Genomic DNA, 12506 nt, shown 5'->3' on the forward strand with positions numbered 1-12506 from the left:
GACGTAGAAGTTGGGGGGTGCCATGGATGCGCTCGATCTCGCCCGCTGGCAGTTCGGGATCACGACCGTCTACCACTTCCTGTTCGTGCCGCTGACGATCGGCCTGTCGGTGATCGTCGCGAGCCTGCAGACGGTGTGGCACCGGACCGGCCGCCCCGAGCTCCTGCGCGCGACCCGCTTCTTCGGCAACCTCTACCTGATCAACACGGCCATGGGCGTGGTCACCGGCCTCGTCCAGGAGTTCCAGTTCGGCATGAACTGGAGCAACTACGCCACCTTCGTCGGGGACGTCTTCGGAGCCCCGCTCGCGCTGGAGGCGCTGCTCGCGTTCTTCCTGGAGGCCACGTTCCTGGGCCTGTGGATGTTCGGCTGGGACAAGCTGCCCCGCCGCGTGCACCTGGCGACGATCTGGGCGGCCGCGATCGGCTCGAACCTGTCGGCCTACTTCATCCTCGCGGCGAACGCGTGGATGCGCCACCCCGTCGGCTTCGAGGTCGACGAGGCGACCGGGCGCGCCCGCATGACCGACCTGTGGGCCGTCCTGACCAACCCGCAGGCGATCTCGACGTTCGTGCACGTCGTGTCGGCCTCGTTCGTCGTCGCCGGGCTGTTCGTGGTGGCCGTCAGCGCGTACCGGCTGCTCAAGCACTCCGACGAGGACCGGGCGCTCTTCCGCACCGCGCTGCGGGCCGGGCTGACCGTCACCGCGATCGCCGGGGTGATCGTCGCAGGCTCCGGCGACGGGCAGGCCAAGCTCATGGCGCAGTACGAGCCGATGAAGCTCGCCGCCGCCGAGGCGCACTGGGACACCGGCGAGTACGCCGGGTTCTCCCTGTTCGCCGTCGGCGACCTCACCGAGCGGCGCAACATCGTCGACATCGCCGTCACGCCGGTGCTCAGCTTCCTCGCCACCGGGTCGATCGACGGCGAGGTCCAGGGTGTCAACGATCTGCAGGAACAGTTCGAGCAGACCTTCGGGCCGGGCGACTACGTGCCCAACGTGGCGGTCCTCTACTGGGCGTTCCGGCTGATGATGGGGCTCGGCCTGGCCGGGGCCGCGGTCGGGCTGGTCGGGCTGTGGATGACCCGCAAGGGCCGCGAGCCCGAGCCGTGGGCCTACCGCGTGGCGATGCTGGGCCTTCCGGCCGCCCTGGCCGCGAACATCTTCGGCTGGATCCTCACCGAGATGGGCCGCCAGCCGTGGACGGTCGTCGGCGAGCTGCTCACCGCCGCCAGCGTCTCCCCCGGCGTCTCGCTGGGCGAGGTCGCGTTCTCCCTCGCCGCGTTCACCACGGTCTACGCGGTGCTCGCCGTCGTCGAGGCCCGGCTGCTGTGGCGCTGCGTCAAGGCGGGCCCGCCACCTGCCGAACCGGAGGCGCTCACCCGGCCGATGAGCTACCAGGAGGCCTAGATGGATCTGCCCACCGTGTGGTTCGCCGCCGTCGCCGTGCTCTGGACCGGCTACCTGGTGCTCGAGGGCTTCGACTTCGGCGTCGGCATCCTCGCCCCGCTCGTCGGCCGCGACGACGCCGGCCGCGGCGCCGCCCTGTCCTCCATCGGCCCTGTCTGGGACGGCAACGAGGTGTGGCTGGTGACGGCGATCGGCGTCATGTTCGCCGCGTTCTCGCCCTGGTACTCCGCGACGCTCTCCGGCTTCTACCTGCCGGTCGTGCTGGTGCTGCTGGCCATGATCGTGCGCGGGGTCGCCCTGCACTACCGGAGCAAGCGGCCCGACCCGGCCTGGCGCGCCCGCTGCGACACCGCGATCGCCGTGGCGAGCGCGGTGCCGCCGCTGGTGTGGGGTGCGCTCTTCACCGCCACCCTCACCGGCGTGGCGCTCGGCGCCGACCGGGTCGTGGAGGGCGGCGCGAGCGCTCTGCTGGCGCCGCTGCCGCTGCTCGGCGGGATCGCGACGCTCGCGCTGTGCGTCCTGCACGGGGCGACGTTCCTCGCGCTCAAGACCGGCGGTCCGATCCACGTCCGGGCCCGCAGCGCCGTGCGGTGGGCGGCCCCGCTCACCGCCGCCGCGCTGGCCGCGCTCGCCGTGCCGACCGGGCCGCTCGCATGGGTGCTCCCGCTGCTCGCCGCGCTCGCCGGCCTCGCCGTCGCCGCCGGCCGGGACGGCTGGGCGTTCGTCGCCACGACGGCCTCGACGGCGGGGCTCTCGGTGCTGCTCGTGGCCTCCCGGTTCCCCGTGCTCATCACCTCGACGACCGGTCCCGACCTCACCGTCGCCGACGCGGTGGCCGGCCCGTACACGCTCGGCCTGCTCAGCGTGATCGCGGCGGTTCTGCTGCCGATCGTGCTCGGCTACCAGGCGTGGACGTACTGGGTGTTCCGCAAGCGGATCACCGCAACCCCCGTGAGCGCGTGATGCGCCCGCTCGAGCCCCGACTGGTCGCGACCACCCGCCCGGTGCGGGTGCACCTCGCGCTGTCGGTGGCCGCGGGCCTGGTGCTGACCGGGCTGGTGCTCACCCAGGCGTGGGTGCTGGCCGATCTGCTCGGCGGAGGCGCACTGGAGCTGTTCGGGTTCGGCCTCCCCGACCTCGATGCCGGCACTGCGGTCGCGGCGGTCGCCGGCATCGCGGTGGCCCGGGCGGTGCTCGCAGCCGGCGCGGAGAACGCCGCGCTGCGCAGCGCCGCCCGGGTCGTCTCCGACCTCAGGATGCGCCTGGTCGACCACGTGACCGGCACGGCAGCCGATCCCGCCGAGACGGATCCCGGCGAGATCGCGACGCTCGCCGGCCGCGGCCTCGACGGGCTGCACGACTACGTCGCCCGCTACCTGCCGCAGCTGGTGCTCGCCGCGCTCGTGCCGGGCGCCGTGGTCGTCGCGCTGGCCGCGGTGGACGGGACCTCCGCCCTGGTCGTGGCCTTGACGCTGCCACTGATCCCGCTGTTCATGGCGCTGATCGGCTGGCACACCCGAGCGCGCACCGAGGAGCAGTGGACCCTGCTCGAACGGCTGGGCGCGACGTTCCTCGACGCCGTGGAGGGCCTGCCCACGCTCGCGGTCTTCCGCCGGGCCCGGGCCACCGCGGCACTGGTCCGCGAGGCGTCCGAGCAGCACCGGGTCGCCACCACCGCGACGCTCAAGATCGCGTTCCTCTCGGCGCTGGTGCTGGAGCTCGCCGCGACGCTGTCCGTGGCGGTGGTCGCGGTCGAGATCGGGCTGCGGCTGCTCTACGGGCAGCTCGATCTCACCACCGCATTGTTCGTGCTGATCCTGGCCCCGGAGGCGTACCTGCCGCTGCGCGAGCTCGGCGCCCGCTTCCACGCCAGCATCGAGGGCGTCACCGCCGCGCAGCGCGCGTTCGCCGTGCTCGACGGCCCCGGCGGGGACCGGCCCGCCCCGGTGCACCCGGCCACCGCCGATCCGCACGCCGAGATCGTCCTGCACGACGTCGGCCTGGCGTACTCCCCGGGCCGGCCCGTGCTGGAGCACGTGGACCTGCGCCTCTCCCCCGGCACGACCACGGTGATCAGCGGGCCGAGCGGTGCGGGCAAGAGCAGTCTGCTCGCGCTCCTGCTGCGCTTTAGCGATCCCACGGCCGGCCGGATCACCGTGGGTGGGATCGATCTCGCCGACGTGCCCGTCGCCGAGTGGCGCCGCCACGTCGCCTGGGTCCCGCAGCATCCCTACCTGTTCGACGCGACCGTCGCCGACAACATCCGGCTCGGCGCCCCGGACGCCTCCGACGTCGAGATCGAGGCGGCCGCCCGCCGGGCGGGCATCCACGAGGAGATCCTCGCGCTGCCCGACGGCTACGCCACCCGCCTCGGCGAAGGCGGCACCCGCCTGTCCTCCGGGCAGCGGCAGCGGATCGCACTCGCCAGAGCCTTCCTGCGCAACGCCCCGATCCTGCTGCTCGACGAGCCGACCGCGCACCTCGACCCGCGCTCGGCCGAGCTGGTCCGCCGGGCGCTGGCCGAGCCGGCGCCGGGTCGCACGACGCTGATCGTCACGCACGACGAACGCTGGAGCGGCGACACCGTGCTCCCGATCGCGGCGACGAACGGCCACCACGAGCCCGCGCCGGAATCCCCGGCCCCAGCCCCTGCTCCGGCGATCGATGAGCACGAGACCGACGACGTCCCGACGGGCAGTGGGCTGTGGCGACTGATCCGCTTCGCCCGCCCGCGGGCCGGCCGGTTCGGGCTCGGCGTGCTCACCGGCGCCGTCGCGACCGGGGCCGGGGTGGGTCTCACCGCGGTCGCGGCCTGGCTGCTGGCCACCGCGTCGACGCACCCGCCGATGACCGCCCTGTCGCTCGCCGTCGTCGGGACCCGTGCACTGGGTCTGACCCGGGGCGTGGCCCGCTACCTCGAACGACTCGTCACCCACGACGCCGCGCTGCGTACGCTCGCTGGGCTGCGCGGCCGCGTGTTCGAACGCCTCGCCCGCACTGAACCGGTCCACAAGTTCCGCTCGGGCGACCTCGTGGGCCGGTTCGTCGACGACGTCGACGCCACCCAGGACCTGCTCGTCCGCGGCCTCGCCCCGCCGCTCGCCGCGCTGCTGGCCGGGACGGGCGTCGTCGGGCTCGCCGCCGTGCTGCACCCCACGGCCGGGCTGCTGCTCGGCGCCGGACTCGCCCTCGGCGGGCTCGCCGTGCCGGCCGCCGCCGCGCTCGCCGGGCGGGGCCCCGGCCGCCGCCGCACCGCCGCCCGCGCCGCGCTCACCACCACGCTCGTCGACACCCTGCACGGAGTGCCCGACCTGCACGCGTACGGCGCCGTGCCGGCCGCGGTCGGTCGGGTCGCCGACGCGGATGCGCGGCTGCGCGCGCAGTCGGACCGCGAGGCGCGCATCCTCGCCCTCGGAGCGGGCGCCTCCACGCTGATCGCCGGGCTCACGCTGTGGGCGGTGCTGGCGGACGGCATCGCAGCAGGGCTGGGCACCGTGCCCCTCGCCGTCCTCGGGCTGACGGCGCTGACCGCGTTCGAGATCGTCGCGCCGCTCCCAGCCGCGGCGGCCAAGCTCGGCACGGTCCGCGCCGCGGCCCGGCGCCTGTTCGCGGTGCTGGACACCCCACCGTCCGTGCGGATGCGGCCGGCGCCGCGCGTACCGGGTGCCCGCGGGTTGCGGATCCGCGGACTGCGCGTCCGCTACGACGACGGCCCGTGGGTGCTCGACGGCCTCGATCTCGACGTCGCACCCGGCGAGCGGGTCGCGGTGATCGGGCCCAGCGGATCGGGCAAGAGCACGCTCGCGTCGGTGCTGTTCCGGTTCCGGGATCCCGAGGCCGGCACCGTCCTCGTTGACGGTACCGACGTGAGAAGCCTGCCATCTGATGCGCTCCGGCGCATCATCTCCGGCGTGCCGCAGGATCCGCACCTGTTCACCGGCACCGTCGCCGACAACCTCCGCATCGCCGCGCCCTGCGCGACCGACGCCGAGCTGCGGGCGGTGCTCCACCGAGTGCGGCTCGGCGATCTCGACCCCGCCACGCCCGTCGGGGTCGGCGGCGCCCGGCTGTCCGGCGGGATGCGCCAGCGGATCGCCCTGGCCAGGGCGCTGCTGACCGACGCGCCCTACCTGGTCCTCGATGAGCCGACCGCACACCTCGACCCGGCCACCCGCGACGCGCTGCTCGATGACCTGCTGGCCGCGGCGTCCGGCCGCAGCCTGCTGGTGATCACCCACGACCGGGCCCGGCTGGACCGGTTCGACTCCGTCGTGGAGATCACCCGCTACGCGTCCCCCGCGGACGCACCGTCACCTGCGGAATGCGTCGTCGCGACCGGCGTCAGCGTCTGAGGCAGCTTCGGCAGCACGTTCTCCACGTACGACCGGGCCGCCGTCGTCGTGCTGACCCCGCGACCGGCCTGCTCGGAGAGGAACCAGCGGTGCTCCAGCACCTCGTGGAAGATCTCGGCGGGCGCGAGCCGTCCCCGCAGCTCGGGCGGCACCAGGCCGAGCACCTTGTCGAAGATCTCGATGCGCCAGCGGTGCGCGGCCACGGTCTCCGGGATGGAGCGGCCCTCCTTCTGCTCGAGGTAGCCGCGGTAGGCGACGATGTCGTTGAGCAGCCGCCGCGCCTGGTTGTCGGAGACGTCCAGGCCGGTGAGGGCGAACAACCGGGTGCGGTGCCGATCGCTCACCCCGACCTTCGTGCGGACCTTCAGCCGCGCCCCCTCGGGTGTGCTGACCAGCTCCAGCTCGTCGACGTCGAAGCCGAGCTCGTTCAGCCGCTCGACCCGCTTGGTGACCTGGTAGCGCTGGTCGGCCGGGTCGATCGGCTCCTCGCGGGTCAGCTCGTCCCACAACGCGTGGTAGCGCTCCGTCAGCGACGCGGCGACCTCGATCGGGTCGACGTGCTCGGGAAGCAGCCCACCGGCCTGCAGATCGAGCAGCTCACCGCCGACCCGCTCCGCGGCGAGGCGGATGTCGTACTCGCGCTGCCCGTCCGACAGCGTCGGGTGCAGCTCCGCGGTCTCGGCGTCGACGAAGTAGGCCTCGATGCTGCCCGCGTCCGGGCGGAACAGCGTGTTCGACAGCGAGCAGTCACCCCACAGCAGGCCCGCCAGGTGCAGCCGGACGAGCAGCTCCACCATGGCGTCGATGAGCTTGCCCTCCGGGAACGTCGCGTACCGGTTGGAGAACAGGTAGCGGTACGACATCGAGAAGTCGAGGAACCGCGTCACGAGGATCGCGTCGAGCGGAGTGCCGCGGTAGCTGCCCCGCTCGACGCAGACACCGACGGCCGTGACGGCCGGCATGCCCATCTCCTGCAGCCGGCCCAGCAGCCGGTACTCGCGGCGGGCCAAGCGCTCGTCGATCTCCTTGAGCGCGAAGATCTGACCGCTGTCCTCGACGAACCGCACGACGTGGCGGGAGATGCCGCGGTGCGGCATCTCCAGCAGCCGCTCGTCCTCCCACTCCTCCAGCGGCTCCTGCCACGGCAGCGTCAACAGCCCTGCCGCGTCGGCCGCCGGCGGCCGGAAGATGAAGCGCATCCGTCCAGTATCGACGGACGCGCAAACGACGGCAGGTCCTGCGGGTGGGGCGGGTCGTGCGGTCAGGACCGCGAGTCCGGCGTCTGGTGCTGCGGGTCGTGCGATCGGTTGGGTGAGACTTGCGGTCGCGTCCGCGAGTTTCGCGGTCGGGTCGGTGAGTCGTGCGATCGGGCCGGCGAGTCTCGCGTTCTGACCGGCGAGTTCCCCGGTGCGGCGAGTTTCGCGTGCGGTGTCGCGGGTGATGCGGTACGTCGGATGAGTTCTGCGTTCGGGCTGGGTGCTCGCCCGGGGGGTCGACCGGACGGAAGTCCGCGCGTCACCGGGTGTGCGGGGCTTGTCGGGGTGTGCCGGGTGCACTGCACCACCCCGCACTGCAACGCCCCATCCACCCCGTCGACCACCGCACCCGCCACGAAGACGAGGGCACGACCAACCCCACCAACGGCAACGGCTACCGCGCCTTCCACAACCACGCAGAAGAAGTCGGCGTCACCGAACGACCGAGGAGGGATCGACGACCGGAACCCCGATCACCGTGAGCCACATCGACCGGGTCGACGATCGGGTTGCGGCCGGAAGCACGCGGCGTTGCTCCGGGCGCCCCGGCTTCCTCGCTGCGACGCTCGCGCGGGCCGCCCACCGTCGGACGAGCGGCCCGCGCGGTGATCACGGGGTCAGGCCTTCGGGCCGCCCGCGACGTAGAGGACCTGGCCGGAGACGAAGCTGGACTGCTCGCTGGTGAAGAACGAGACGGCGTTCGCGATGTCCTCCGGCTGGCCCGCCCGCTGCACCGGGATGGCAGCGGCGCGGGCGGCGAGGTAGGACTCCCAGTCCTGGCCGATCCGCTGGGCAGTCGCCTTCGTCATGTCGCTGACGATGAAGCCCGGCGCCACGCAGTTCACGGTGATGCCGAACTTACCCAGCTCGATCGCGAGGGTCTTGGTGAAGCCCTGCAGGCCGGCCTTCGCCGTGGAGTAGTTGGCTTGGCCGCGGTTGCCCAGTGCGGACGTGCTGGAGATGTTGACGATGCGGCCCCACTTGGCGTCGACCATGTGCTTCTGCACCGCCCTCGCCATCAGGAACGAGCCGCGCAGGTGCACACCCATGACGGTGTCCCAGTCGGACACGTCCATCTTGAACAGCAGGTTGTCGCGGGTGATGCCGGCGTTGTTCACCAGGATCGTCGGGGCACCCAGCTCGGCGGTCACGCGCTCGACCGCCGCGTTGACGGCCGCTTCGTCCGAGACGTCGGCCCCCACCGCGATGGCCCGGCCACCGGCGGCCTCGATCGCGGCCACCGTGTCCTTGCCGGCGGACTCCTCCAGGTCCACAACGGCCACCGCGCGTTCGTCCGCGGCCAGGCGCACAGCCGTGGCCGCGCCGATCCCCCGGGCGGCTCCCGTCACGATCGCCACCCGAGCGGCGTTGTCGGTCATCTGCTCTCCCTCTGAACGATCTCGAGCTGTGGCCCGAGTCTCGCCCGTGCGCTCGGCGGACGCCATGCTCGGGTGAGCGGCTGCATAGTCCGACGGCTCCGCGCCCCGGCCGCCGCTGATCGACGAGCAGCCGCGACGTGACAACCCGTGTCCGAGACGTCACCATTCCGTGACCTGCATGGGCAACTGTTCGTGCAGTCACGGTTAGTGATCATGCGGTGCAGTGTCGCCCGCGCGCCGTGACGCCCGTCCGCACCGCGAACCCGACCTGCGAGGGCACCGTGAGCGAGTCAACCGGCGACCGTCCCGCCATCCGCACGCCCTGGCTCCCCCTCGGCGCTGCGGCACTGATCGTCCCGACCGTGCTGGCCGGCATCACGCTCGCCTGGCCGCGCCCGCAGATCGAGGCCCATCTGGGGCAGCGGGCCGCAGAGGCGCTCTCCGCCGCCGGCATCGCCTCATCGGGCGTGGAGTTCTCCGGTCGCGACGCCACCATCGTCGGAGTCGCGCCCGGGCTGCAGGAGCAGGCGCAGACCGTGGTCGAGGAGGTCACCGGCGTCCGGGTGGCCGGGTTCCTGCCGACCGGCGGTGCCGCACCGTTCGGGCTGACCGAGACCGGTGACTCGATCGTCCTCACCGGCACCGTCGGCTCCGAGGAGGAGCGCAGCCGGCTCGTGTCGGCGGCCGCGGCCCAGGCGGGCGGCCGCTCGATCGACGACGAGCTGACCGTGCAGCCCGGCGCCCGCCTGCCCGACGGCATCAACCCGACCACGGTCACCGCCATCGCGGCGGCGCTCGCGGGCATCCCGGGGGAGATCACCGTCTCGGTGTCCGGCCCGACCCTCACCCTGAGCGGGCAGGTCGCCGACGAGGCCGCGCGGTCTGCCGTCGCGCAGCGGATCGGTGCCGCAGTACCCGGCTTCACCCTCGACGACCGGCTGACGGTGGCCGCACCCGTCCCCACCGCGCCGACCGCGCCCGCCCCCGCTCCCGGCGCGCCGGGCGCCGACCTCGACCCAGCCACCAAGCAGACGCTGCAGACCCAGCTCTCCGAGCTGCTGGCCGCGACCCCGATCAGCTTCGGCCCGAACTCCCCGCAGCTCACGCCGCAGGGCGGGGCCGCCGTCGCGCGGGTACTGGACCTGCTGCGGGCCGCACCCGGGGCCCGCATCCAGATCGACGGCTACGTCGCCGCCGGCCCGGGCGACGGCCGGATGACCGCGGAGGAACTGTCGACGGCGCGCGCCGCCACCGTGCGCGACGCGCTCGTCGCCGGTGGCATCCCCGCCGACCGCATCACGATCCGCGGCCTCGGTGAGGGCACCAACCCCATCCCGTCCCCGTCGGCTCGCCGCGTCGAGATCACCGTCGTCTGAGGGAGTACGCCGTGTTCTACCTCTTCACGCAGGTCTGGGTCCTGATCCTCGTCGCGTTCCTGCTCGGGGTCCTCGCCGGCTACCTGTTCTGGGCCCGTCCGATCTCCCGTGCCGCCGACCGGCTCGAGAAGCGCTGACCTCGCACTCGCACCCCTGGAGGACCTCCCGTGCTGTGGCTCTTCGGTCAGACCTGGATCTGGTACCTGATCGCCTTCGCCGTCGGCGTGCTGGTCGCGTGGCTGCTGTTCGTGCTCCCGGCGCAGCGGCGCCTGCGGGCGGCCCAGGCCGCGGCCGCCAGCAGCGTCGGCACAGACGAGCGGACCTCCCTCCTCGACCGCGGTCCCGGTGGTGACGATTCCGAGCGCACCACCGTCGTCGACCCGTCCGTCGCCGACCGGACGCAGGCAGACGAGCCACCGACCGAGCAGTTCCCCGCGGTCGACTCCGCCCTCGCGCTGCTCGACACCCGCGCCGCCGGCCTGCCCATCGCTGAGGCGACCGCGCAGATCCCGATCGTCGGCGCCGCGGACGCGACCACGCAGATCCCGGTCGTCGAGCCCGAGGGCGAGAAGACGGAGAAGGCCGAGTCGGAGGCCGCCGCGGTCACCACGGCGATCCCGCTGGTGAAGACCGACAGGCGCGACAGCGAGACTGCGGACGGAGCCGGGGCGAAGTCCGGGGAGAAGACCGGGGAGAAGACGGAAGGCAAGGCCGCGGAAGCCGCCGGGGGGACCGCCGCCGAGGGCGCGCACACGGCCGCCGAGGCCGCAGTGGTGGACACGGAGGCCGCGAGGGTCGAAGCCGAGAGCAGCGAACCTGGCGGAGTCGCCGACGCCGCCGCGGCCACGACGGTCATCGCCACCGGCGCCACGGCCACCGCCGGAGAGTCCGAAGCGGACGCGGGCGAAGCGCCGAAGACCACTGCAGACACCACCGCAGACACCGCGGATGCCGACGGCGCCACCACCGCGATCGACGCCGGCGCCGCGGAGGGCGCCACGACGGTGATCGCGACCGGCGCTGCCGCTGGGAGCACCGCCACCGATGGCACCGTCACCGATGGCACCGCCACCGATGGCACTGCCACCGATGGCACTGCCGCTGAGGGCGGCGCGGCCGAGACGACCACGGCGATCGACACGAGCGAAGCCCGGGGCAACGGCGCCGGCGACGAAACCGCTGCCGTTGCCGCGACGGCCACCGTCGAGGCGCCCTACGGTCCGGGCTCGGCGAAGCCGAACCCGGACGGCTCGGCCCCCGGCCCCGAGTTCACGATCAAGGGAAACGCGAACTCGATGCTCTACCACACCCCGGACTCCCCGTACTACGCCCGCACCCGGGCAGAGGCGTGGTTCAGCTCGACCGAGGCCGCGGAGGCCGCCGGGTTCGCACCGTGGAACCGCCGCCGCTCCGGCGAGAACGGGAACAGCTGACCGCATCGGACGCTCAGGACCGATCCTGCGACGCTGGCACCGAACGTGCCCAGTGGCAGCGCTCAGGGGCGTGGTGCAAGGGGCCGCCGCGCGCTCGCGCAGTCACTCGGCAGTCGCTTCCCGGAGCACGCCCCGCAGACCTCCGGTGGGAACGGAAGCGGTGTGGGTGGCCACAGAGCAGCGCCGCCGGCCCCGGGGAGCGGGATGATGGGCCGCGATGACCGCCGCTCTGGGCCGCTGGGCCGTGCTGATCGTGCTCACCGCAGCCGTGGCAGCGGCCCTGATCGCGGCGTCGGTGCCCACAGCGGCGCTGTTCGCCGGGCTCCTCGTCGCGACCTGCCTCGCCCTCGCCGGGCGGGCCCCGGCCCGGGTGCCGCGGCCCGCGTTCGTGTGCGGGCAGGCGGTCATCGGCGTGGTCATCGGGCTGATGGCCAGCCCGGACACGCTCGCCGGCCTGGCGCAGGACTGGCTGCCGGTGCTGCTGATCAGCGTCGCCACGCTGGTCCTGTCCTCGTCGGCCGGGCTGCTGCTCGGGCTGCGCCGCGGCGTGTCCGCCCTGACCGGGATGTTCGCGCTGACCGCGGGCGGCGCGTCCGGGATGGTCGCGATGAGCCGCGAGCTCGGCGCGGACGACCGCGTCGTCGTGGTCGCCCAGTACCTGCGGGCCGGGCTCGTCGCGGCGTCGACCCCGCTGGTGGCGATGGCCTTCTACGGCGCGGCCGTGGGGGTCGGGGCGCCGGCCGGTCCGGCCGGGGCGCCCTGGTGGCAGGGGCTACTGGTGCTGGCGATCTGCGTCGGCGCCGGGATCCCGCTGGCACGGCTGACCCGCATGCCCTCCGGTGGCCTGCTCGGGCCGATGCTGGTCGCGATCGCGCTCAACCTGGCCGGGCTCGTCCCCGGGGTGACCGTGCCGACGCTGGTCGTCGACCTCGGCTACGCGGTGATCGGGTGGCAGGCCGGGATCGGGTTCACCCGGTCCAGCCTGAAGACGGTGCTCGGCGCGCTCCCGGCGATGCTCGCGCTCATCGTCGCGGTGAGCGTCGCCTGCGCCGGTCTCGGGCTCGCGCTCTCCGCGCTCACCGGCGCGTCCCTGCTCGACGGCTACCTCGCGACCACCCCCGGCGGCGTGTACGCGGCACTCGCCACCGCCATCTCCTCCGGCTCGGACGTGACGTTCGTGGTCGCCGTGCAGGTGCTGCGGGTGATCCTCCTGCTGCTGGTGACACCGCTGTTGGCCCGGCTCGCGAACCGCCGCGCCGGGGTGGGCGCCACGAACGCCGACACCGAGGACGACTGACA

General features: G+C 73.6%; 9 protein-coding genes. 7 read left to right on the forward strand and 2 right to left on the reverse strand.

Going from position 1 to position 12506, the window contains the following annotated elements; genetic code table 11:
- The first annotated feature begins 22 nt into the window (after positions 1 to 22).
- From BUE41_RS01835 to cydD, 3 genes are read left to right on the forward strand one after another with little or no spacing between them, the layout of a single operon-like run.
- Positions 23 to 1411 (forward strand): cytochrome ubiquinol oxidase subunit I, encoded by a 1389-nt coding sequence (locus BUE41_RS01835; RefSeq protein ID WP_073455031.1) that lies wholly within the window; start codon positions 23 to 25, stop codon positions 1409 to 1411.
- Positions 1412 to 2374: a cytochrome d ubiquinol oxidase subunit II gene (gene cydB / locus BUE41_RS01840; protein WP_073455032.1), complete on the forward strand. Its 963-nt coding sequence runs from the start codon at positions 1412 to 1414 to the stop codon at positions 2372 to 2374.
- A complete protein-coding gene (gene cydD, locus BUE41_RS31625; RefSeq protein ID WP_073455033.1) occupies positions 2374 to 5763 on the forward strand; it encodes a thiol reductant ABC exporter subunit CydD in 3390 nt (1129 codons plus the stop codon). The genes cydB and cydD overlap by 1 nt, the downstream gene beginning before the upstream one ends.
- Here the strand turns inward: cydD and BUE41_RS01850 are convergent.
- Positions 5697 to 6962, reverse strand: coding sequence for a DUF4032 domain-containing protein (locus tag BUE41_RS01850; protein WP_073455034.1), 1266 nt, complete (start codon positions 6960 to 6962; stop codon positions 5697 to 5699). The genes cydD and BUE41_RS01850 overlap by 67 nt on opposite strands.
- A 674-nt stretch (positions 6963 to 7636) precedes the next feature.
- Positions 7637 to 8398, reverse strand: coding sequence for a 3-oxoacyl-ACP reductase FabG (fabG, locus tag BUE41_RS01855; protein ID WP_073455035.1), 762 nt, complete (start codon positions 8396 to 8398; stop codon positions 7637 to 7639).
- A 281-nt stretch (positions 8399 to 8679) separates the two neighbouring features.
- On the opposite strand from fabG, the gene BUE41_RS01860 reads away from it, so the two are divergent.
- The 4 genes from BUE41_RS01860 (at position 8680) to BUE41_RS01870 (ending at position 12504) form a co-directional block, all read left to right on the forward strand.
- Entirely contained in the window at positions 8680 to 9774 is a 1095-nt protein-coding gene (locus BUE41_RS01860; RefSeq protein ID WP_159444842.1) for an OmpA family protein, read from the forward strand.
- Positions 9775 to 9785: 11 nt separating this feature from the next.
- A complete protein-coding gene (locus BUE41_RS32360) occupies positions 9786 to 9911 on the forward strand; it encodes a hypothetical protein (RefSeq protein ID WP_268794428.1) in 126 nt (41 codons plus the stop codon).
- 30 nt (positions 9912 to 9941) lie between these two features.
- Positions 9942 to 11207 carry a sunset domain-containing protein gene (locus BUE41_RS01865; RefSeq protein ID WP_073455037.1) on the forward strand — a complete coding sequence of 422 codons (1266 nt, stop codon included), beginning with the start codon at positions 9942 to 9944 and terminating at the stop codon, positions 11205 to 11207.
- 217 nt (positions 11208 to 11424) lie between these two features.
- On the forward strand, positions 11425 to 12504 hold the full coding sequence (locus BUE41_RS01870; RefSeq protein WP_073455038.1) for an AbrB family transcriptional regulator: 1080 nt from the start codon (positions 11425 to 11427) through the stop codon (positions 12502 to 12504).
- The last annotated feature ends 2 nt before the right edge of the window (positions 12505 to 12506 follow it).

It is taken from the genome of Pseudonocardia thermophila, from assembly GCF_900142365.1.
Classification (GTDB): domain Bacteria; phylum Actinomycetota; class Actinomycetes; order Mycobacteriales; family Pseudonocardiaceae; genus Pseudonocardia; species Pseudonocardia thermophila.

Excerpts from the sequence above, each read along its gene's own strand:
- BUE41_RS01835 (WP_073455031.1), top strand. The coding sequence starts at position 23 with ATGGATGCGCTCGATCTCGCCCGCTGGCAGTTCGGGATCACGACCGTC.
- cydB (WP_073455032.1), top strand. The coding sequence starts at position 1,412 with ATGGATCTGCCCACCGTGTGGTTCGCCGCCGTCGCCGTGCTCTGGACC.
- cydD (WP_073455033.1), top strand. The coding sequence starts at position 2,374 with ATGCGCCCGCTCGAGCCCCGACTGGTCGCGACCACCCGCCCGGTGCGG.
- BUE41_RS01850 (WP_073455034.1), bottom strand. The coding sequence starts at position 6,962 with ATGCGCTTCATCTTCCGGCCGCCGGCGGCCGACGCGGCAGGGCTGTTG.
- fabG (WP_073455035.1), bottom strand. The coding sequence starts at position 8,398 with ATGACCGACAACGCCGCTCGGGTGGCGATCGTGACGGGAGCCGCCCGG.
- BUE41_RS01870 (WP_073455038.1), top strand. The coding sequence starts at position 11,425 with ATGACCGCCGCTCTGGGCCGCTGGGCCGTGCTGATCGTGCTCACCGCA.